Source organism: Lysinimonas soli, from assembly GCF_042655435.1.
GTDB classification, from domain to species: Bacteria; Actinomycetota; Actinomycetes; order Actinomycetales; family Microbacteriaceae; genus Lysinimonas; species Lysinimonas soli.
The window spans coordinates 1,075,203-1,096,960 of record NZ_JBHSMG010000001.1; the positions used below are offsets into that span (position 1 = coordinate 1,075,203).

Genomic DNA, 21,758 nt, shown 5'->3' on the forward strand with positions numbered 1-21,758 from the left:
GGCTACAGCTTGGCGGCGACGAGTTCGGCCAACTCCACGAGGCGGTTCGAGAAGCCCCACTCGTTGTCGTACCAGGCCGAGATCTTGACCTGGTCTCCCAGCACCCGCACGAGACCCGCGTCGAAGATCGACGAGTGCGGGTTGCCGACGATGTCGTGCGAGACGATCTCGTCCTCGGTGTACTCGAGGATGCCCTTGAGGGGGCCCTCCGCAGCCTCCTTGTAGGCGGCCTTGATCTCGTCGACGGTCACGGCCGACTTGGTCGTGAGCGTGAGGTCCGTGATCGAGCCGGTGGGCACCGGCACGCGCAGGGCGTAGCCGTCGAGCTTGCCGTTGAGCTCGGGCAGCACGAGGCCGATGGCCTTGGCGGCACCACTCGAGGTGGGGATGATGCTGAGCGCGGCGGCGCGGGCACGACGCAGGTCGCTGTGCGGACCGTCCTGCAGGTTCTGGTCGGCGGTGTAAGCGTGAACCGTGGTCATGAGGCCGCGCTCGATACCGAACTTGTCGTTGAACACCTTGGCGAGCGGCGCGAGGCTGTTCGTCGTGCAGGACGCGTTCGAGATGATGTGGTGCGTCGCGGGGTCGTAGTTCTTCTCGTTGACGCCGATGACGAAGGTCGCGTCCTCGTTCGTGGCGGGAGCCGAGATCAGCACCTTCTTGGCGCCGGCGGTGATGTGGGCGCGCGCCTTGTCGGCGTTGGTGAAGAAGCCGGTCGACTCGATGACGATGTCGACGCCGAGCTCTCCCCACGGGAGGTTGGCGGGGTCGCGGTCGGCCAGCACCTTGATGCGCTTGCCGTTGACGACGATGCTGTCGCCGTCGACCGACACCTCGGCGTCGAGCTTGCCGGCGATCGAGTCGTACTTCAGGAGGTGAGCAAGGGTCTTGGGGTCGGTGAGGTCGTTGACCGCGACCAGTTCGAGCTCGCTGCCCTGAGCCAGGGCGGCGCGGAAGTAGTTGCGACCGATCCGGCCGAAGCCGTTGATCCCGATCTTGACAGACACAGTGACTCCTTGCTGTGGCGCGGTGGCAGCGCCGGAAATTGTTGTGGTGGGAGAGGCGGCGGCCGGGGTCGACCCCGGCCGCAATGCCCCTACGACAGTAGCAGCAGGCCCTCGGTCTTCTCGCGCGCGGTGGTGAAGCGGAGTCCCGCATTCTCCCAGTTCGCGATGTTCCAGAACGCCTTCACGTAGTCGGCCTTGACGTTGAGGTAGTCGAGGTAGAACGCGTGCTCCCACATGTCCAGCTGGAGCACCGGGACCGTCGCCTGCGCGGTGTTGGCCTGCTGGTCGAAGAGCTGCTGGATGATGAGCTGCTTGCCCAGCGGGTCCCACGACAGCACGGCCCAGCCGGAGCCCTGCAGACCCATCGCCGCGGCCGTGAAGTGCGCCATGAACTTGTCGAACGAGCCGAAGCCGTCGTCGATCGCCGCGGCGAGTTCGCCGACCGGCTTGTCGCCGCCGTCGGGCGAGAGGTTGGTCCAGAAGATCGAGTGATTGACGTGGCCGCCGAGGTGGAAGGCGAGGTCCTTCTCGAGCTTGTTGATGTTGCCCAGGTTGCCGGAGTCTCGGGCCTCGGCCATCTGCTGCAGCGCGGTGTTCGCACCCGCGACGTAGGCCGCATGGTGCTTGTCGTGGTGGAGCTCCATGATCTTCGCGCTGATGTGCGGCTCGAGGGCGGCGTAGTCGTACGGAAGTTCGGGAAGCGTGTAGTCAGCCATCGATTTTCTCCTAGCGGTTGGTCCCCGGAGGCGGAATCATGTGGCCACGCGGGGTGACTGAATCAGTCTATTGACCGCAACCGAGCGGATGTCCCGCTCCTTCCCGCGAGCTGCGGATCGACGCTGCGGCGGCGTGGACGTCGCGCGGAGCGGGTGCGCCGCAGGAGCGGCGGCGCACAGGTTGGCTCAGTCCAGATCGTCGGGAAGACCGTGGTCGGTGCCCGGAAGGCCGTGGTCGGCGGCGTGCTTGTCGGCCATGGCCAGCAGGCGGCGGATGCGGCCGGCCACCGCATCCTTCGTCATCGGCGGGTCGGCGTGGTGGCCGAGTTCGTCCAGGCTCGAGTCGCGGAACCGCAGCCGCAGCTCGCCCGCGTAGCGCAGATGTTCGGGCACGTCGTCCCCGAGCAGTTCGAGGGCGCGCTCGACGCGGGCGCAGGCGGCGACGGCGGCTTGGGCCGAGCGGCGCAGGTTGGCGTCGTCGAAGTTGACCAGGCGGTTCGCGGTGGCGCGCACTTCGCGGCGCTGGCGCATCTCCTCCCACGCGCCGAGGCTGCGTTCGGCGCCCATGAGCTTGAGCATCGCGCCGATCGCCTCGCCGTCGCGGATCACGACCCGGTGCACCCCGCGCACCTCACGTGCCTTGGCGGAGATCTTCAGCCGTCCGGCTGCACCGACGAGGGCCATCGCCGACTCGTTGCCGGGGCAGGTGACCTCGAGAGCCGCGGAGCGACCGGGATCGGTCAGGGAGCCGTGGGCCAGGAACGCGCCACGCCAGACGGCGGCGAGCTCTTCACGCGATCCGGTGGTCAGTCGATTGGGCAGGCCGCGCACGGGCCGCCGTCGCGCATCGAGCAGACCGGTCTGCCGGGCGAGCGTCTCTCCCCCGTCCATCACCCGCACGAGGTAGGTGCTGGTGCGCCGAAGATTGCTGCCGGAGATGACGGAGACCTCGCTGCGCACGCCGTACAGCTCCGCCAGGTCTTTGCGAACCCGACGTGCGATCTGGGGCGAGTCGAGTTCGGATTCGACGGCGATCCTGCCCGAGATGATGTGGAGTCCGCCCGAGAAACGCAGCAGTGCCGCGAGCTCCGCGGCGCGCACCGTCGTCTTGCCGACCTCGACACCGGCGAGCTCTTCTTTGACGTCGGCGGTCAATGCCACGCGGTCTTCCTTCTTCTCATGCCGGCCGCGTCATTCGCGTCCGAGGTCCCGGTGGCGCACGTTCACGGTGACGCCCGGCAGCTCGCGCAGACGGCGAGCCAGTTCTTCTACGACGGCGACCGAACGGTGCTTGCCGCCGGTGCACCCCACAGCGATCGTAGCGTGCCGCTTGTTCTCTCGACGGTACCCGTCGAGCACCGGCGCGAGGGCCGCCGCGTAGGCGTCGATGAACTCGAGAGCACCCTTCTGTTCCAGAACGAACTCCCGTACCTCTTCGTCGAGGCCGGTCTGAGGCCGCAGTTCGGGAATCCAGAACGGATTGGGCAGGAACCGGGCGTCGGCGACCAGATCGGCGTCGGAGGGGAGCCCGTACTTGAATCCGAAGCTCAGCACGGTGACCCTGGTCGCGTTGCCCGCGTCATCGGAGAACTGCTCGCCGATGGCCGTCGCCAGTTGATGGATGTTGAGATCCGAGGTGTCGAGCACGAGGTCGCTCTGCGATCGCAGCTCGCCCATGCGAGCGCGCTCCTCGGTGATCCCGTCGAGCAGCGTGCCGTCGCCCTGAAGCGGATGCGGGCGCCGCACCTGCTCGAAGCGCCGCACCAGCGCGGCATCCGTCGCATCGAGGAAGAGGACGCGCACGCTCCCGTTGTGGCGCAGGGACTCCAGCGCCTCCTGCACGTCGGCGAACAGCTTGCCGCCGCGCACGTCGACGATCGCGGCGACCTTCGGAATCGCGTCGCCGCTGTGCTCCGAGAGCTCGACCATCGGCCGCAGCATCTGCGGCGGGAGGTTGTCGACCACGTACCAGCCGAGGTCTTCGAGGGCGTTGCCCACGGTCGACCGTCCGGCCCCGGACATGCCCGTGACGACCAGCATCTCGCGTCTCACGCTGTCGCTCATCTGCGGGGTCACTCGTCCGTCTGCTGCTCCTCGACCGGATCGCCAGAGGATGGCTTCAGCCTAGCGACGATGACGGAGGCGAGGGCCGGCCCGATGCCGCGCACCTCGCCGATCTCGAGTGCCGTCGCCGCCTTGAGCCGCTTGACCGAGCCGAAGTGACGCAGCAGCTCCTTGACCCGGGCCGGGCCGAGCCCGGGGATGTCGGCGAGCACCGACCCGATGTCGTTCTTGCGCTTCGCCCGCTGGAAGGTGATCGCGAAGCGGTGCGCCTCATCACGGATCCGCTGGAGCATGAAGAGCGCCTCGCTGTTGCGGGGCAGGATGACAGGGAAGTCGTTGCCCGGCAGCCAGATCTCCTCCAGACGCTTCGCGATCCCGCAGATCGGCACGTCGTCGATGCCCAGTTCGGCGAGCGTGCGCGCCGCCGCCTCGACCTGCGGCTGCCCGCCGTCGACGATGATCAGGCCGGGGCGGTAGGCAAACCGGCGGCGTCGGCGGGCGGCCGCCGTGCCGGCTTCTTCGCCGAGTTCCACGTCGGTCGCGGCGTCGGCCGCCGCGTGCTCGAGATCCTCTTCGACGCCCGAGATCTCGTCGTCTTCGAGGTGGGCCAGCCGACGGGTGAGCACCTGTCGGATCGCCTCGAGGTCGTCGGCGTAACCCGGCACCGCGAACTTGCGGTACGCGCTCTTCTTGGGCAGTCCATCTTCGAAGACCACCATCGAGGCGACGATGTTGGTCCCCCCGAGGTGCGAGACGTCGTAGCACTCCATCCGCAGCGGCGCCTCGGGCAGGCCCAGGGCATCCTGGATGTCGTTGAGGGCCTGGGTGCGCGACACGTAGTCGGCCGATCGCCGGGTCTTGTAGAGCATGAGGGACTGTTTGGCGTTGAGGGTCGCGGTCTGCAGCACCGCCGCCTTGTCGCCGCGCTGCGCGGTCCGCAGCGACACCGCTCCCCCGCGGGGCCGCATCGCCGCGAGCCAGGTCTCGAGCGCGCTCGCGTCGTCGGGAAGGGCGGGAACGATGATCTCGCGCGGCGGCGGCTCGGACTCATATGCGCTCTCGAGCATCTGTTCGACCAGCTCGCCGGTCGTCACGTCGAGTTCTTTGTCGACGATCCAGCTGCGCACGCCGCGCACCCGGCCCCCGCGCACGACGAACTGCTGGACCGCCGCTGCCAGCTCGTCCTCCTCGATGCCGAACACGTCGGTGTCGACGCTGTCCGGCAGCACGACCGCGCTCTTCTCGAGCACGTTCTCGAGGGCCTGGATGCGATCGCGCAGGATCGCGGCCTGCTCGTAGTCGAAGGCCGTCGCGGCATCCTTCATCTCGCGTTGCAGCCGGGTGATGATCCGGCGATCGTGACTGGCCATGAAGGTCGCGAACTGCTCGACGATCTCGCGGTGCTGCTCGATCGTGACCTTCTGCGAGCATGGGCCGCCGCATCGTCCGATCTGCCCGGGGAAGCAGGGCCGGCCGGTCGCCATCGCCCGCGCGTAGCTCGAGTCGGAGCAGGTGCGGATCGGAAAGGCCTTCACCATCAGTTCGATGGTCTCGCGCACGGCCCAGATCTTCGGATAGGGGCCGAAGTAGCGGGCCCCCGGAATGCGGTGGTTGCGGGTCACCATGACCCGCGGGGCCTCGTCGGCCATGGTCAGGGCCAGATAGGGGTAGGTCTTGTCATCGCGGAACTTGACGTTGTACGGCGGGTCGAACTCCTTGATCCAGGTGTACTCGAGTTGCAGCGCCTCGAAGTCGCTGCCGACGACCGTCCACTCCACCTGGTTGGCGCTCAGCACCATGTGCCGGGTGCGCTGATGCAGGCTGCGGAGGGGCTGGAAGTAGTTGCTCAGGCGCTGGCGCAGGTTGATCGCCTTGCCGACGTAGATGACGCGTCCCGTCGCGTCGCGGAAGCGGTACACGCCCGGCTGCGTGGGGATCTCTCCGGACTTCGGCTTCCAATCGCTGGGATCGGACGCTCGGCTGGGGCGCCCTACCCGTCCGGTCAGGCCGCTGGAGGCACGGCCGCCCGGTCCGGTGCCGCCCGCCGTGCGGCCCTCGACGACTCCGGCCACCTCAGCCGGCCTTCCGGCGGCCCTGTCCCGCGGATTCCGCCTCGAGCAGTTCGGCGAGGAAGCGCCCGGTGTGGCTCTCGGGCACCTTCGCCAGCTGCTCGGGCGAGCCGGTGGCGAGCACCTCTCCTCCCCCGGATCCGCCCTCCGGGCCGAGGTCGATCACCCAGTCGGCCGACTTGATCACGTCGAGGTTGTGCTCGATCACGATCACCGTGTTGCCCTTGTCGACCAGGCCGTTGAGCACGAGCAGCAGCTTGCGCACGTCTTCGAAGTGCAGACCGGTAGTCGGCTCGTCGAGCACGTACACGGTGCGCCCGGTGGAGCGCTTCTGCAGCTCGGTCGCGAGCTTGACCCGCTGCGCCTCACCGCCGGAGAGCGTCGTCGCGCTCTGCCCGAGTCGCACGTAGCCGAGACCGACGTCGACGAGGGTCTTCAGGTAACGGTGGATGGCCTGGATCGGCTCGAAGAACTCCGCCGCTTCGCTGATCGACATCTCGAGCACCTCGGCGATGTTCTTGCCCTTGTAGTGCACCTGGAGCGTGTCGCGGTTGTAGCGCTTGCCGCCGCAGACCTCGCACGCCACGTACACGTCGGGCAGGAAGTTCATCTCGATCTTGATCGTGCCGTCGCCCGCGCAGTTCTCGCAGCGCCCGCCCTTGACGTTGAAGCTGAAGCGACCGGGCTGATAGCCCCGCGACTTGGCTTCGATGGTCTCGGAGAACAGGGTGCGCATCCGGTCGAAGACGCCCGTGTAGGTCGCCGGGTTCGACCGCGGGGTGCGTCCGATCGGTGCCTGATCGACGTGCACGACCTTGTCGAGCTGCTCGAGCCCCGTGACGCGCTTGTGCTTGCCGGGGACCTGTTTGGCGCCGTTGAGCTGGTTGGCGAGAACCTTGTACAGGATGTCGTTGACCAGGCTGGACTTGCCCGATCCGCTCACCCCCGTGACCGCCACGAACGTGCCGAGAGGGAAGCTCACGGTGACGTCCTGGAGGTTGTTGGCCCGCGCGCCTTCGACCGTGATCTGGCGCTTCTTGTCGATCTTGCGGCGGGTGCTCGGCAGTTCGATCGAGCGGCGACCCGAGATGTAGTCGCCCGTGATCGAGCGATGATTGTCGAGCAGTGACGCGTAGTCGCCGGAGTGCACGACGACCCCGCCGTGCTCGCCCGCGCCGGGCCCGATGTCGACGATCCAGTCGGCCGTGCGGATGGTGTCTTCGTCGTGCTCGACCACGATGAGCGTGTTGCCGAGGTTCTTCAGCTTCACGAGGGTGTCGATGAGGCGCCGGTTGTCGCGTTGGTGCAGGCCGATGCTCGGCTCGTCGAGCACGTAGAGGACACCGGTGAGACCCGACCCGATCTGCGTGGCGAGCCGGATGCGCTGGGCCTCCCCGCCCGACAGCGTCGCCGCGGCGCGCGCCATGGTCAAGTAGTTCAGCCCCACCTCGAGCAGGAACTCCAGCCGCAGTCGGATCTCGCGCAGCACCTGCGCCGCGATCTTCGCCTCCCGCGGGGTCAGCTCGAGCCGGTTCATGAACTCGTGAGCCTCGAGCAGGCTCAGTTCGGAGACCGCCGAGATGCTGTGGCCCGCCACCTGCACGGCGAGCACCTCGGGCTTGAGCCGCTGCCCGTCGCAGACCGGGCACGGGATCTCGCGCAGGTACTCGCTATAGCGCTGCTGAGTCCACTCGCTGTCGGCCTCGAGGTACTTGCGCTCGATGTAGGGCATGACGCCCTCGAACCCCGTCGAGTACTTCATGGTGCGGCCGTAGCGGTTCTTCCACTGCACCTGCACCTCGAAGTCGTTGCCCTTGAGGATCGCCTCGTGCACGTCGGCGCTGAGTTTCGACCAGGGCGTGTCGAGATCGAATCCGAGGTCACGGCCCAGCCCCTCGAGCAGGCGTTGGAAGTAGCTGTACATGCCCTTGCCGCCCTGGTTCCAGGGAAGCACCACGCCCTCGTTGAGCGTCAGGCTCGGATCGCCGATGAGCAGTTCGCCGTCGACCGCCATCTTGGTGCCCAGACCGGAGCACTCGGGGCAGGCGCCGAACGGCGCGTTGAACGAGAAGGTGCGCGGCTCGACCTCGGTCAAGGCGATCGGGTGGCCGTTCGGGCAGCTCAGCTTCTCGCTGAAGGTGCGCCAGGCGGCATCCCCCTCGCGATCGATGAAGTTGATCATGACGAGGCCGGCGGTCAGCCCGAGGGCGGTCTCGATCGAGTCGGTCAGGCGGGTCAACAGCTCGTCGGATGCCACCAGCCGGTCGACCACGACGGAGATGTCGTGCTTCACCTGCTTCTTGAGCACGGGCGGGTCGGTGAGCTGGATCAGCTCACCGTCGACCAGCGCGCGCGAGTAACCCCCGGCTGCGAGCTCCTTGAACAGGTCGACGAACTCGCCCTTCTTCTGCGAGATCATCGGCGCGAGCACCTGGTACCGGGTGCCGGTCTCGAGCTCCATGAGCTGGTCGGCGATCTGCTGCACGGTCTGGCGCTGGATCGGCTCGCCGCAGACCGGGCAGTGCGGGATGCCGATGCGGGCCCAGAGCAGGCGCATGTAGTCGTAGATCTCGGTGATCGTGCCCACCGTCGACCGCGGGTTGCGGTTGGTCGACTTCTGGTCGATCGAGACCGCCGGGCTCAGCCCCTCGATGAAGTCGACATCGGGACGGTCGACCTGCCCCAGGAACTGCCGGGCGTAGGCCGACAGCGACTCGACGTAGCGGCGCTGCCCCTCGGCGAAGATCGTGTCGAAGGCGAGCGACGACTTGCCCGACCCGGAGAGACCGGTGAACACGATGAGCGAATCGCGCGGGATCTCGAGGTCGACGTTCTTGAGATTGTGGACTCGAGCACCCCGCACGCTCAGCTTCTGGGAGCCCGCGGGCACGGCTTGGATCGACACTGAACCCATTCTACGGAGGCCACCGACATCCGCGCCGGGGCGTCCGCTTCCGGCGGACGCGGTGGGGACGAGGATCACTTCCGGCGGCGGCCGAGGCTACCGGACGTGCCCGACCGACTCCATCTGGCGCAACTCGCGCTTCATCTCGGAGAGCTCATCCCGCAGGCGCGCGGCGAGCTCGAACTTGAGCTCTCCCGCGGCCTGGAGCATCTGCTCGTTGAGGTCGGCGATGATCGTCTCGAGCTCGGCCGCACCGGCTGCGCCCACTCCCTCGCGACGGAGGCTGGGGGTGGGGGCGCGTTTGCGCCCGTCGCGCCCGGACAGCAGCGCAGCGGTGTCGGCGCCCTCACGCGCGAGCACATCGGTGATGTCGGCGATCCTTTTGCGCAACGGCTGGGGGTCGATGCCGCGCTCGAGGTTGTACGCCACCTGCTTCTCGCGCCGGCGGTCGGTCTCGTCGATGGCCTGCTTCATCGAGTCGGTGAGATTGTCGGCGTACATGTGCACCTCGCCCGAGACGTTGCGTGCGGCGCGACCGATCGTCTGGATGAGGGAGGTCGAGCTGCGCAGGAAGCCCTCCTTGTCGGCGTCGAGGATCGCCACCAGCGACACCTCGGGCAGGTCGAGGCCCTCGCGCAGCAGGTTGATGCCCACGAGCACGTCGTAGACGCCCTGACGCAGTTCGGTCAGCAGCTCGACCCGACGCAGGGTGTCGACGTCGGAATGCAGATAGCGCACCCGCACCCCGTGCTCACCGAGGAAGTCGGTCAGCTCTTCGGCCATCTTCTTGGTCAGGGTGGTGACGAGCACGCGCTCGTCGCGCTCGGCACGGACCCGGATCTCTTCGAGCAGGTCGTCGATCTGACCCTTGCTGGGTTTGACCACGATCTGAGGGTCGACCAGTCCGGTCGGACGGATGATCTGCTCGACAACGCCGTCGGTGACGCCGAGCTCGTAGCGACCGGGTGTGGCAGACAGGTAGACCTTCTGCCCCACGCGATTCAGGAACTCCTCCCAGCGCAGCGGGCGGTTGTCGAGCGCGCTCGGCAGCCGGAATCCGTGCTCGACGAGGGTGCGCTTGCGGCTCGCGTCGCCCTCGTACATCGCGCCGATCTGCGGGACGGTGACGTGCGACTCGTCGATCACGACGAGGAAGTCGTCGGGGAAGTAGTCGAGCAGGGTGTTCGGCGGCTGACCGGGCTTGCGGCCGTCGATGTGGCGCGAGTAGTTCTCGATGCCGTTGCAGAAGCCGATCTGCTCCATCATCTCGAGGTCGAAGCCGGTGCGCATGCGCAGCCGCTGTGCCTCGAGCAGCTTGCCCTGGCGCTCGAACTCGGCCAGGCGCTCGGCCAGCTCGGCGCGGATCGTGACGAGGGCGCGCTGCAACGCCTCGGTGCTGGCGGCGTAGTGGGTGGCCGGGAAGACGGCGACCGCATCCATCTTCTTGATGACCTCGCCGGTCAGCGGGTGGAGCGTGTACAGGGCCTCGATCTCGTCACCGAACATCTCGATGCGGATCGCGTGCTCCTCGTAGACGGGGATGATCTCGATCGTGTCGCCGCGCACCCGGAACTTGCCGCGCGAGAAGTCGATGTCGTTGCGCTCGTACTGCATGTTGATGAAGCGCCGCACCAGCTTGTCGCGGGAGATGTGCTCCCCCACCTGCAGGGCGGTCATGGCGCCCAGGTACTCTTCGGCCGCGCCGAGCCCGTAGATGCAGGAGACGGTCGAGACCACGACGACATCGCGGCGGCTCAACAGCGAGTTGGTCGTCGAGTGCCGCAATCGCTCGACCTCGGCGTTGACCGAGGAGTCCTTCTCGATGAAGGTGTCGGTCTGCGGCACGTAGGCCTCGGGCTGGTAGTAGTCGTAGTAGCTGACGAAGTACTCGACCGCGTTGTTGGGCAGCAGCTCGCGGAACTCGTTGGCCAACTGCGCCGCAAGCGTCTTGTTGTGCGCGAGCACGAGCGTCGGCCGCTGCACCTGCTCGATCAGCCAGGCGGTCGTCGCCGATTTGCCCGTTCCGGTGGCGCCCAGCAGCACGATGTCGGTCTCACCGGCATTGACCCGGTGCGCGAGCTCTTTGATCGCCGCGGGCTGGTCACCGCTCGGCGTGTAGTCGCTGATGACCTCGAAAGGTCGCACCGAACGAGTGGGCTCCATGCTGCCTAGCCTAGGTCGCACCCCCGACAGGCCGCCGGGTGACGACGCGGTCGGTGAGGGGTGAAGCCGGTCAGTGCCTCGCGTGGGAACGAAGGTTCTCCCAGAGCACGTCCGCCTGCTGCAGCGTCTCCTCGAGGGTGCCGTTCGAATCGATCACGACGTCGGCGATCGCGAGCCTCTCGGTGTCGGTGGCCTGGGAGTTGATGCGGTGCAGCGCCTCGTCGTGCGTCATCCCGCGCAACTGCATCATCCGCGAGATCCGGGTCTCGGTGCTCGCGTTGACCACGACGACGAGATCGAACTCGTCGACGCGGCCGGCATCGACCAGCAGGGGCACGTCGTACACGACGATCGCGTCCGGATCCGCCGCCTGCGCCGCGGCGAAGAGCTCGTGCGAGCGAGCGGCGACCGCCGGATGGGTGATCGCGTTGAGTGCGGCGCGCTTCTCGGGCGAACTGAAGATGATGGCTCCGAGGGCCGCCCGATCGAGGCTCCCGTCGGAGGCGATGACGCCGCTCCCGAACTCCTCCGCGATGCGGGCGAGAGCCGGGCTGCCCGGTTCGACGACCTCGCGGGCCACCTGATCGGCATCCACGACGACGGCCCCGTGTTCCGCGAGCCGGGCGGCGACCACCGACTTGCCCGATGCGATCCCGCCCGTGAGGCCGATGAGCTGCATCGAACGATGCTATCGGCTTCGTCGCCCGGGCCGCCTCGGCCGGTCCTGGGCCTGCAGGGTGGTGGAACGACACGAGGGCCGGACGCGACTGCGCCCGGCCCTCGTGTGTGCTGATTCCTAGGAGTTGCTCGACAGCTTCTCGCGAAGCGCGGCCAGCGCCTCGTCGTCGGCAAGGGTGCCGACGCTCGCGCTCTCGCTCGAGAACGAGTTGCTGCTGCTCGGGCCGGCCGGACGCAGCTCGTCGCCGGCGGCTTCCGCGGCGAGGATCTGCTTCTTGTGGGCCTCCCAGCGCAGCTGGGCGGCGGCGTACTCCTGCTCCCATGCCTCGCGCTGGGTGTCGAAGCCCTCGAGCCACTCGCCGCTGGTCGCGTCGAAGCCCTCGGGGAACTTGTAGTTGCCCTGCTCGTCGTACTCGGTGACCATGCCGTACAGCGCGGCGAGACCGGAGTCGAACTCGGTGTTGTGGGGGTCGATGCCCTCGTTGGCCTGCTTGAGGCTCAGCGAGATGCGGCGACGCTCGAGATCGATGTCGATGACCTTGACGAAGACCTCGTCACCCACCGACACGACCTGCTCGGCGAGCTCGACGTGCTTGCCGCTGAGCTCCGAGATGTGCACGAGGCCCTCGATGCCCTCCGCCACGCGCACGAAGGCGCCGAACGGAACGAGCTTGGTGACCTTTCCGGGCGCGATCTGGCCGATCGCGTGGGTGCGGGCGAAGACCTGCCACGGGTCCTCCTGGGTCGCCTTGAGCGAGAGCGACACGCGCTCGCGCTCGAGATCGACCTCGAGGATCTCGACGGTGACCTCCTGGCCCACCTCGACGACCTCGCTCGCGTGCTCGATGTGCTTCCACGACAGCTCCGAGACGTGCACGAGGCCGTCCACGCCGCCGAGGTCGACGAACGCGCCGAAGTTGACGATCGAGGACACGACGCCCTTGCGGACCTGGCCCTTCTGGAGGTTGTTGAGGAAGGTGCTGCGCGACTCGCTCTGCGTCTGCTCGAGCAGCGCGCGGCGGCTCAGCACGACGTTGTTGCGGTTCTTGTCGAGCTCGAGGATCTTGGCCTCGATCTCCTGGCCGAGGTACGGCGTCAGGTCGCGCACCCGGCGCAGCTCGATGAGCGAGGCGGGCAGGAAGCCACGGAGGCCGATGTCGACGATGAGACCGCCCTTGACGACCTCGATGACCGAACCGGTGACGACGCCATCCGATTCCTTGATCTTCTCGACGTCGCCCCAGGCACGCTCGTACTGCGCGCGCTTCTTGGACAGGATGAGGCGACCCTCTTTGTCCTCCTTCTGGAGAACGAGGGCTTCGACCATGTCACCGACGTTGACGACCTCGGAGGGGTCGACGTCGTGCTTGATGGAGAGTTCGCGGGAGGGGATGACACCCTCGGTCTTGTAGCCGACGTCGAGGAGCACCTCGTCGCGGTCGATCTTGACGACGGTTCCTTCGATGAGGTCTCCGTCGTTGAAGAACTTCAGGGTCTTCTCGACTGCGGCGAGAAAATCCTCAGCAGATCCGATGTCATTGATCGCGACCTGCTTGGCGACCGTAGCGGTCGTTGTGGTTGTCATGTAGTAGTGGCTCCGAAGGGACATGGGTGAAGGCCGACGACGCAGGTGGTTCAGGTGATTTCACGCCGAAGGCAGGCGGATAGAACGTCGCGAAAGCGACATTCCAGCATACCGGGCCCGCATGGGACCCGGCAACACGATCGGGCGCCGGCGCCGAACGGCCGCGGCTACTTCTTGACCTGGCGCAGCTGGGTCTCGATGCGGAGCACGTTGACGGGCTTCTCGAGGCCTGCCTGGGACGCGATTCCCACGCTGACGGGCGTCATCGAGGCGTAGCCCATCTCGCCCCTGTCGTCTTGCGCCTTGCCCCCGAAGTTGTAGTACCAGCGGGCGGAGGTCGTCGGCGAGCCGGCGGCACTCGGCGACGCCGTGCCGTCGTCGTAGCGAAGACTCCACGGCGCGACCGACACCGTCTTGCGGAGCGCGGCGACCATCGAGGCGACCTGGGCGTCGCTGAGGCCGATGTAGAGCAGCGTGCGCTGTGTTGTCGTGTACTCGACCCCGTCCTGAGGGGCCGTGGTGCTTGATGAGTAGTAGCAGGTGGGCGCCGGAGTCGCCGACACCGCGAAGATCTTCGGGACATCACCGGCGTTGAAACTGACGACCTTCGTGGCCGAATCGTCGCTCAGCAGCACCTTGGAGATCTTGCCCGAACAGCTGTCCTGGGTGACGGGTGCGGCGCTCTGCGTGCACCCGGTCAGGGCGATCGTGATGAGCATCGCCGCCGCGAGGGCGCTGACGAGGGGACGGGGCACGGTGTCGACTCCTGGGTCTTCGGTGTTCGGACAGCCTACCTACCCGCCGCCTGGGCGACGGCTCAACGGGGGCGCGTTGCGGCCTCCGCGGGGCTCATGCGCCGAGCAGGCTCGCCCTCAGGGTGTCGAGCCCGACGCCGCCGAGATCGAGCGCGCGCTTGTGGAACGCCTTGATGTTCCAGGCGGCGCCCTCGCGCCTCTTGACCTCGTCGCGCAGCTGCTCCCAGATACGCTGACCGACCTTGTACGAGGGCGCCTGCCCCGGCCAGCCGAGGTAGCGGTTGACCTCGAAGCGGATGAAGGAGTCGTTCATATTGACGTTGGCGCGCATGAACGTGAGGGCGTCATCCGCGGTCCAGGCGCCGCTGCCGTCGAGGTTGGGCTTGCCGAGATGCACCCCGATGTCGAGCACGACGCGCGCGGCGCGCATGCGCTGACCGTCCAGCATCCCGAGGCGGTCGGCCGGCTTCTCGAGGTAGCCGAGTTCGTCCATGAGCCGCTCGGCGTAGAGGGCCCAGCCCTCGGCGTGCCCGCTCGTGCCGGCGAGCGAACGCCGCCAGGTGTTGAGCATGGCCCGGTTGTAGACCGCCTGGCCGAGTTGAAGGTGATGCCCCGGCACGCCCTCGTGGTACACGGTCGTGGTCTCACGCCAGGTGTCGAACTCGGTGACCCCCTCGGGCACGCTCCACCACATCCGACCGGGACGCGAGAAGTCGTCGTTGGGCGAGGTGTAGTAGATCCCACCCTCCTGAGTCGGCGCGATCATGCACTCGAGCTTCTTCACGGGATCGGGGATGTCGAAGTGCGTCGCCGACAGCTCCGCGACGGCTCGATCGCTGAGCTCCTGCATCCAGCGCTGGAGCGCCTCGGTTCCGTGGAGCTTGTTCGACTCATCGGCCTCGAGGAATGCAACCGCTTCCTCCACCGAGGCGCCCGGCACGATCTCGCCGGCGATCCGGGTCTGCTCCTCGACCATGCGGGCGAGCTCGTCGATGCCCCATTCGTAGGTCTCGTCGAAGTCGATCTGCGCCCCGAGGAAGCGCCGCGACTGCAGCGCATAGATGTCGCGACCCACGCCGTCCTGTTCGCCCGCCTTCGGTGCCAGCTCGAGCTCGAAGAACTCGGCCAGCTGCGCGTAGGCATCCGCGGAGGCCTCTGCCCCCTTCTTCAGCTCGGCCTTGAGACTGCCGGGCAGCTCTCCGCCGCCCTCGAGCGCGGCCGACGAGGTGAAGTCGAAGAAGAAGCCGAGCGGATCGGCGTGCCGCCTCACCCCGGTTGCCGTCTCGATGACCTGCCGCCGGGCGGGGACGACCCCGTCGGCGATCCCCTGCCGGAGGGTCTCGATGTAGCCCGCGACCGCTCCCGGCACGTTGCCGAGCTTCTCGGCGATGGTGGCCCAGTCGCCCTCGGTCGCGGTCGGCATGAGATCGAAGACCTCGCGGATGCCCTGCGCCGGAGAGGCGATGACGTTCACGTCGCGCTCGTGCAGCTTTGCCGCGTGCGCCTCGGCCGAGAGCCGGAGCTCGGCCAGCAGGTCGGTCTTGGTGGCAACGTCGACCTCGTCGACGGGTGCGGCCGCCTCGAGTTCCGCGATCACCGCGTTGCCCGCGGCGAGCTGGGCCTCGTGCCCCGCTGGGGAGTAGTCGGCGTACTCGCCGAGCCGGCCCGGGATGCCCACCCAGTTGGCGACATCCGGATCGAGATCGGCCAGGGTGACGACCCATTTCTCGGCGATCGCATCGATCGGTGTGGACGGTCGGGAGGACGGCGTCGTCGAATCGCTCATGTTCCCAGCCTAACCAGCGTGCCTGTCGGCGCCAGTGGGGACCGGCCCGGAGCGGCTACTCCCGATCGAGATCGGTCGACAGCACGATCACGAGTGCGTCGAGCGCGGTCTCGGCTCCCTCGGCATCCGAGGACAGGGTGACCTCCTCGCCGTGACCGATCCCCAGGGACAGCACGCCGAGGATACTGGCCGCGTTGACGCTCCTCCCGGTCGCCGACGTCAGCGTGATCGAGATGCCGGTCTTGGCGGCGGCCTGGCTGAACAACGACGCGGGGCGCGCGTGCAGTCCGACGCTCGACGCGACGACGACAGTTCGTTCGGACATGGGTTCTCCTTTGGCAGGTGAGGGGCGGGACCGCGTCAGGCAGCGCCGGCTGTGAGCGAGTCAGTGAGCGGCGGCGTCCCAGTTCGGGCCGGATCCCAGCTGCACCTCGAGCGGCACGCTCAGCGTGGCCGCTCCGGCCATCCGGGTGCGCACGATCTCGGTGAGCTCGGGGAGCTCGCCGGGTGCCACCTCGAACACGAGCTCGTCGTGCACCTGCAGGAGCATGCGCGAGCCGAGCATCCGCTCCCGGATGTCGGCGTCGATCGTGAGCATGGCGCGCTTGATGATGTCGGCGGCGGAGCCCTGGATCGGCGAGTTGAGGGCCTGGCGCTCCGCGTTCTCGCGCAGCACGCGATTCGTCGAGGTGAGATCGGAGAACGGCCGACGACGCCCGAAGATCGTGGTCGTGTACCCGTCGGCACGGGCCTGCTCCACGACACCGCGCAGGTAGTCGCGCACGGCGCCGAAGCGCGCGAAGTAGTCGGCCATGAGCTCGCGCGCCTCGGATGTCTCGATGCGCAGCTGCTTCGAGAGGCCGAACGCCGACAGGCCGTAGGCGAGGCCGTACGACATCGCCTTCACCTTGGTGCGCATGACCGGGGTCACCTCGGACGGGTCGACCCGGAAGATGCGCGCCCCGACGAAGCGGTGCAGGTCCTCCCCCGAGTTGAAGGCCTCGATCAGCCCCTCGTCCTCGGAGAGGTGCGCCATGATCCGCATCTCGATCTGCGAGTAGTCGGCGGTCAGGAGGGTCTCGAAGCCCTCTCCCGGCTGGAAGGCCGATCGGACCTCGCGGCCCACCTCGGTCTTGATCGGGATGTTCTGCAGATTGGGATCGTTCGACGAGATGCGGCCCGTGGCGGAGCCGGTCTGCTCGTACGTCGTGTGCACGCGTCCGTCGGCGCCGATGCCCTTCTCGAGCGTCTCGACGATCTGCCGGATCTTGGTCGCGTCGCGGTGCTGCAGCAGCAGCTCCAGGAATGGATGCGGGTGCTGGTCCTGCAGGTCGGCGAGCGAGGCCGCATCCGTGGAGAACCCGGTCTTGTTCTGCCGGGTCTTGGGCATGCCGAGCTGATCGAAGAGCACCTCTTGCAGCTGCTTGGGCGAGCCCAGGTTCACCTCGCGTCCGATCTCGGCGTAGGCCTGCCGCGCGATCTCGGCCGCCTGCGTCCCGAGCCTCGAGTTGAGCTCGGCGAGAACCGGCGCCGAGACGGCGACCCCCTGCGTCTCCATGCGGGCCAGCACGGGGACCAACGGCACCTCGATCTCGCGCGACACGCTCAACGACCCGGGGTCGAGTCGGCTCGCGAGCTCGCCCGCGAGTCGGAAGACGTACCACGCCTCGGTCGCCGGACTCACGGCCTCCGTCTCGGGAACCAGCTGGCTCGGGTCGGGCTCGGGCAGGGTCTCACCGAGGTAGTAGTACGTCAGCCCGCCCAGGGTGTCGGCCTTGGTGCTCGGTCGGAGCAGCCAGGCGCCGAGCGTGGTGTCGAAGGCGATGCCGTTCAACTCGAGGCCGGTACCGGCGAGCGTCTTGAGCTGCCGTTTGGCCTCGTGCAGGTATTTCGGCGAGTCCGAGGCGAGCCAGCTCGCCAGGGCCTCGTAGTCGGGGCGGCCCGGCGCCCACGGCACCCAGGCGCTCTCGCTTGCGCTCGCGATCCCGAAGCCCTCGACCTGTCCGTTGATGGTCACGATCCGGAGCCCGAGCGGCGCCGTGCCGTGCTCGGATGCCGTGTCGAGCCACTTCGCGAGTTCTTCGTCGACCATCGTGCGCACCGCGGGGATGGCCGCGACCGGCAGACGCTCGTCGTCGCCGACGAGCTGATCGTCGGCCGTGCCTTCGAGCTTGATCACCCGGTCGAGCAGGGTGCGGAACTGCAAGCGCTCGAACACCTCGCGCACCGCGGTGGCGTCGATCGGATTGCGCACGAGGTCGTGGGGTGACACGGGCAGCTCGACGTCGCGGACGAGCCGGTTGAGCTTGCGGTTGCGCACCACCCGGTCGCGCTGCTCGCGCAGGTTGTTGCCGACGACGCCCGAGATCTCGTCGGCGTGCTCGAGCAGCTCGGCCGCGGTGCCGTACTGCTGGATCCACTTGACGGCGGTCTTCTCGCCGACCTTGTCGACCCCCGGCAGGTTGTCGCTGGTCTCGCCCACGAGGGCGGCGATCTCGGGGTACTGGGCCGGGTCGATGCCGTAGCGCTCGCGCACCGCATCCTCGTCGTAGCGCTTGAGCTCGGAGACGCCGCGCGCGTTCGGATACAGCAGCGTGACGTCGTCGTCGACCAGCTGGATCGTGTCGCGGTCGCCGGAGACGACGAGTACCCGGTAGCCCTGCTGCTTGCCCTGCAGGGACAGGGTCGCGAGGATGTCGTCGGCCTCGAAGTCCTCTTTGCTGATCGTCGTGATGTTCATGGCGTGCAGCGCCTCTTCGAGGAGCGGCACCTGGCCCTTGAACTCGGGCGGGGTCTCGCCCCGGGTGCCCTTGTACTCCGGGTACTCGCGGTTGCGGAACGAGAAGCGCGAGATGTCGAACGCCACCCCGAGGTGGGTCGGCTTCTCTTTCTGCAGCAGCAGGATGAGCATCGACAGGAAGCCGTGGATCGCGTTGGTGTGCTGACCGTCGCGCGTCACGAAGCTGTCGATGGGCAGCGCGTAGAACGCCCGGAAGGCGAGCGAATGGCCGTCGACGAGCAGAAGGGTAGGCTTTTCGGAGTCCGGCACGGGCCCAGCCTATCCGCCGGTTCCGACACCCTCGCGGAGAGTCAGCGTGACGATACTTCCCCCGGATCTCGACCCCGCACTCGTGGCGCGACTCGTCGAGTCGGGCGGCGGCGGTCTCGCGAAGCGGATGGGGATCGAGCTTCTCGAGCTCTCGGCGCACTACTCGGTGGCCCGCATGCCGGTGGCCGGCAACACGCAGGTGGTCGGTCTGCTGCACGGCGGCGCCCATGTCGTGCTCGGCGAGTCGCTCGGCTCCATCTCGTCGGCCATCCACGCCGGGCCGACGCGCTACGCGGTCGGCATCGAGATCAACGCGACGCACAGCCGCTCGATCACGGAGGGCTGGGTCACCGGGACCTGCACCGCGCTCGTGCTCGGTCGAACCCTGTGCACCCACGAGATCGTCATGACCGACGAATCGGGTCGCCGCCTCTCGACGGTCCGGATGACCAACATGCTGCGCGACCTCTAGACTGCGCGGCAGTCGGATCGCGTTCCCCTCGGAGCGCGATCGGCGGAGGGGGGCGGCATGGATCCCGACCGAGCGACGGGCGACAACGGCGCGAAACGCTTCTGGAACAGCGCGGCGAGAGAGAACGCGGCCTGGTACATCGCGACCGCCTTCACCTCGGAGAGCGCGGAGTTCTTCGCGTCGGGCGCGCGCGAGGTCGAGCAGTACCTCGCCCTCGCCGGCGTGACGATCGAGCCCGGGGCGATCCTCGTCGAGGTGGGGTGCGGAACGGGCCGGATGACGCGGCACCTCGCGACGCTGGCGGGCCGGGTGAAGGCCGTCGACATCAGCAGCGCGATGCTCGCCGGGGCGCGGAAGAATCTCGCCGGCGCGACGAACGTCGACTTCGTCGAGGTCTCGGGCAACGGTGAACTCCCCTTCGACGACGACAGCGTCGACGCCGTGTTTTCGTACATCACGATGCAGCACATCCCCACCGCGGCCCCGCAGCTGCGCTATTTCGCCGAGGCGCTGCGGATCACCGCCCCCGGAGGCTGGGTGCTCATCCAGTTCCGCCGGAGGGGTCTCGTTCCGCGCCTGCTGGACTGGGCGGGGCACCTTCGTCATCTGCTGTCGGGGCGCCGCACCTTGAACCGGGCGTGGCGGGGCGCACGTGTGAGCGAGCAGGTCCTGAGGTCGTTCGCCGGGGACCGCATCCGGATCGACATCCTGCGGCCCGGGCGACGTCACATCTGGGTGCTCGCGCGGGTCAGCTGAGAGGGCGGCGCCGGGTGCGGTCGGGCTCCTCGAGGGGAGCGCCGGACGCTACTTCTTGGCGGCCAACTGGTCGATGATCGCCTGGGCGACATCGTGCATGGTGAGCCGGCGATCCATCGATGCCTTCTGGATCCAGCGGAAGGCCTCGGGCTCGCTGAGCCCCATCTTCTCGTTGAGCAGCCCCTTGGCGCGGTCGACGAGCTTGCGGGTCTCGAAGCGCTCGACCATGTCGGCCACCTCGGCTTCGAGGGTCACGATCTGCTGGTACCGGCTGAGCGCGATCTCGATCGCGGGAAGCAGGTCGTTGGGGGTGAAGGGCTTCACCACGTAGGCGAGAGCACCGGCCTCGCTCGCTCGCTCGACCAGCTCCTTCTGGCTGAATGCGGTGAGCAGCACGACCGGGGCGATGTGGTTCTTGGCGAGCTTCTCGGCGGCCGAGATGCCGTCGAGCTGGGGCATCTTGACGTCCATGACCACGAGGTCGGGGCGCAGTTCGGTCGCCAGCGCGACCGCGGTCTCGCCGTCGCCGGCTTCGCCGACCACGTCGAATCCGTTGTCTCGCAGGATCTCGACGATGTCGAGCCGGATGAGGGACTCGTCCTCCGCGACGACGACGCGCCGCGGCGCTACCGGGGACTCCTGCTGATCACTCACGGAACGAGCCTACGGTATCGTTCCAGAGTGCTGCGCCCATGGGCGTGTGCGCCGGATTGGCGGAATGGTAGACGCGGGGCACTCAAAATGCTCTGTCCGTGAGGGCGTGTGGGTTCGAATCCCACATCCGGCACCGTGAACTCGAGGGGTGACCTCACCCCGCGGCGGGGATCCAGCTCAGCGTGCCGCTGTCATCGGTGACGGTGACATTGACCGCCTTGGTCGACCCGTCGGCCATGGTCTCGGTGCAGCTGAAGGTGCTGCCCTTGGTCGGCAGGACGTCACTGGGGCACTGGGCCGCACTCGCCGCCTGCCCGAAGTCCTTCTGCGCCCCCGCGACCAGCGCGTGCTCCGCCGTCGTGTGGAAGGTGATGGCCTGCGTGATGCCGCTCGTCGTGGCTTTGATGTCGGTCGCCGACGGGATTCCGAGCAGCAACGGAAGAAGAGGCAGTACCGACAGCACCGTCGCGGCCCCGGAGAGCAGCACGCCGAGCAGGGAGATCGCCAGGCCCTCGCCCGTGATCCGTGCGCGACGGAAGGCGGGCACCGCGGCGATCAGACCGAGAAGGCCCGGGATCAAGGGGATGACGGTCGAATAGGCCAGCGCCAGGGAGCCCAGGTAGGCCGCGATCGCGGCGACTCCCACGATGACAACGACGGTTCCCGAGTGGTTCGTGGTGCGGATCGGCTCGATCTCGCCCCAGGCGTCGTCGAAGCGGGAGCTGAAGGGCGTTGGCGCGGCGTCGCTGAGAGCGAAGGCGTCCGCTCCGACCCGAACCGGCTGGCCGGCGTCGCTGCCGCCCGCCCACACCGATTCTGCGCTCGGCGCCGCGGTGAGGTGATCGGTCCACGCCCCGCCGCTCCACCAGCGGTACGCCCGCGAATCGGTCGGATCCGGGTACCAGCCGGCCTGCGGCGTGATGATGTCGGTCAAGATCCGTCCCCCTGGTACGTCAGCGCAAAGCGCATACGTCGATCCTGGCGGGGATCCGGGGTGCCCGCGACCCCGCATGCGGGGCTCCCCCGGATGGGGGAACCCCGCAGGTCCGAGGCCGCAGGCGCCGACCTGGGAACTCCGGGGATGCCGGAGCGGGTGGAC

17 protein-coding genes and 1 tRNA gene are annotated in these 21,758 nt (G+C 68.0%); 3 read left to right on the forward strand and 15 right to left on the reverse strand.

Annotation, left to right across the window (positions count from 1 at the left end; translation table 11 throughout):
* Window positions 1-2: 2 nt before the first annotated feature.
* The 13 genes from gap to polA form a co-directional block, all read right to left on the reverse strand.
* A complete protein-coding gene (gene gap / locus ACFPJ4_RS05170) occupies window positions 3-1,007 on the reverse strand; it encodes a type I glyceraldehyde-3-phosphate dehydrogenase (RefSeq protein ID WP_386739214.1) in 1,005 nt (334 codons plus the stop codon).
* A gap of 89 nt (window positions 1,008-1,096) precedes the next feature.
* On the reverse strand, window positions 1,097-1,723 hold the full coding sequence (locus ACFPJ4_RS05175; protein WP_386739215.1) for a superoxide dismutase: 627 nt from the start codon (window positions 1,721-1,723) through the stop codon (window positions 1,097-1,099).
* A gap of 186 nt (window positions 1,724-1,909) precedes the next feature.
* Window positions 1,910-2,884 carry a DNA-binding protein WhiA gene (gene whiA / locus ACFPJ4_RS05180; protein WP_386739216.1) on the reverse strand — a complete coding sequence of 325 codons (975 nt, stop codon included), beginning with the start codon at window positions 2,882-2,884 and terminating at the stop codon, window positions 1,910-1,912.
* Between the two features lie 30 nt (window positions 2,885-2,914).
* Window positions 2,915-3,787, reverse strand: a complete 873-nt coding sequence (gene rapZ / locus ACFPJ4_RS05185; RefSeq protein ID WP_386739217.1) for an RNase adapter RapZ — start codon at window positions 3,785-3,787, stop codon at window positions 2,915-2,917.
* 8 nt (window positions 3,788-3,795) lie between these two features.
* Window positions 3,796-5,793, reverse strand: coding sequence for an excinuclease ABC subunit UvrC (gene uvrC / locus ACFPJ4_RS05190; protein WP_386739779.1), 1,998 nt, complete (start codon window positions 5,791-5,793; stop codon window positions 3,796-3,798).
* Window positions 5,794-5,860: 67 nt separating this feature from the next.
* Window positions 5,861-8,770, reverse strand: a complete 2,910-nt coding sequence (gene uvrA, locus ACFPJ4_RS05195) for an excinuclease ABC subunit UvrA (RefSeq protein ID WP_386739218.1) — start codon at window positions 8,768-8,770, stop codon at window positions 5,861-5,863.
* An 87-nt stretch (window positions 8,771-8,857) separates the two neighbouring features.
* Window positions 8,858-10,924 carry an excinuclease ABC subunit UvrB gene (gene uvrB / locus ACFPJ4_RS05200; RefSeq protein ID WP_386739219.1) on the reverse strand — a complete coding sequence of 689 codons (2,067 nt, stop codon included), beginning with the start codon at window positions 10,922-10,924 and terminating at the stop codon, window positions 8,858-8,860.
* Window positions 10,925-10,994: 70 nt separating this feature from the next.
* A complete protein-coding gene (gene coaE, locus ACFPJ4_RS05205; RefSeq protein WP_386739220.1) occupies window positions 10,995-11,603 on the reverse strand; it encodes a dephospho-CoA kinase in 609 nt (202 codons plus the stop codon).
* Window positions 11,604-11,720: 117 nt separating this feature from the next.
* Window positions 11,721-13,187 (reverse strand): 30S ribosomal protein S1, encoded by a 1,467-nt coding sequence (rpsA, locus tag ACFPJ4_RS05210; protein WP_386739221.1) that lies wholly within the window; start codon window positions 13,185-13,187, stop codon window positions 11,721-11,723.
* 167 nt (window positions 13,188-13,354) lie between these two features.
* On the reverse strand, window positions 13,355-13,942 hold the full coding sequence (locus tag ACFPJ4_RS05215; RefSeq protein ID WP_386739222.1) for a hypothetical protein: 588 nt from the start codon (window positions 13,940-13,942) through the stop codon (window positions 13,355-13,357).
* Window positions 13,943-14,036: 94 nt separating this feature from the next.
* A complete protein-coding gene (locus ACFPJ4_RS05220) occupies window positions 14,037-15,728 on the reverse strand; it encodes a DUF885 domain-containing protein (protein ID WP_386739223.1) in 1,692 nt (563 codons plus the stop codon).
* Between the two features lie 55 nt (window positions 15,729-15,783).
* Complete coding sequence (locus tag ACFPJ4_RS05225; protein ID WP_386739224.1) at window positions 15,784-16,053, reverse strand: HPr family phosphocarrier protein; 270 nt, start codon at window positions 16,051-16,053, stop codon at window positions 15,784-15,786.
* 60 nt (window positions 16,054-16,113) lie between these two features.
* Window positions 16,114-18,777, reverse strand: coding sequence for a DNA polymerase I (gene polA, locus ACFPJ4_RS05230; protein WP_386739225.1), 2,664 nt, complete (start codon window positions 18,775-18,777; stop codon window positions 16,114-16,116).
* Between the two features lie 46 nt (window positions 18,778-18,823).
* Here polA and ACFPJ4_RS05235 point away from each other — a divergent pair, with 46 nt between their 5' ends.
* Window positions 18,824-19,249 carry a PaaI family thioesterase gene (locus ACFPJ4_RS05235; RefSeq protein ID WP_386739226.1) on the forward strand — a complete coding sequence of 142 codons (426 nt, stop codon included), beginning with the start codon at window positions 18,824-18,826 and terminating at the stop codon, window positions 19,247-19,249.
* A gap of 57 nt (window positions 19,250-19,306) precedes the next feature.
* Window positions 19,307-20,005 (forward strand): class I SAM-dependent methyltransferase, encoded by a 699-nt coding sequence (locus ACFPJ4_RS05240; protein ID WP_386739227.1) that lies wholly within the window; start codon window positions 19,307-19,309, stop codon window positions 20,003-20,005.
* Between the two features lie 48 nt (window positions 20,006-20,053).
* Here ACFPJ4_RS05240 and ACFPJ4_RS05245 read toward each other — a convergent pair whose 3' ends face one another.
* Window positions 20,054-20,659, reverse strand: a complete 606-nt coding sequence (locus ACFPJ4_RS05245) for an ANTAR domain-containing response regulator (RefSeq protein ID WP_386739228.1) — start codon at window positions 20,657-20,659, stop codon at window positions 20,054-20,056.
* 50 nt (window positions 20,660-20,709) lie between these two features.
* Here ACFPJ4_RS05245 and ACFPJ4_RS05250 point away from each other — a divergent pair.
* A tRNA-Leu gene (locus ACFPJ4_RS05250) sits at window positions 20,710-20,792 on the forward strand.
* 21 nt (window positions 20,793-20,813) lie between these two features.
* Here ACFPJ4_RS05250 and ACFPJ4_RS05255 read toward each other — a convergent pair.
* Complete coding sequence (locus ACFPJ4_RS05255; protein ID WP_386739229.1) at window positions 20,814-21,593, reverse strand: DUF2510 domain-containing protein; 780 nt, start codon at window positions 21,591-21,593, stop codon at window positions 20,814-20,816.
* Between the last annotated feature and the right edge of the window lie 165 nt (window positions 21,594-21,758).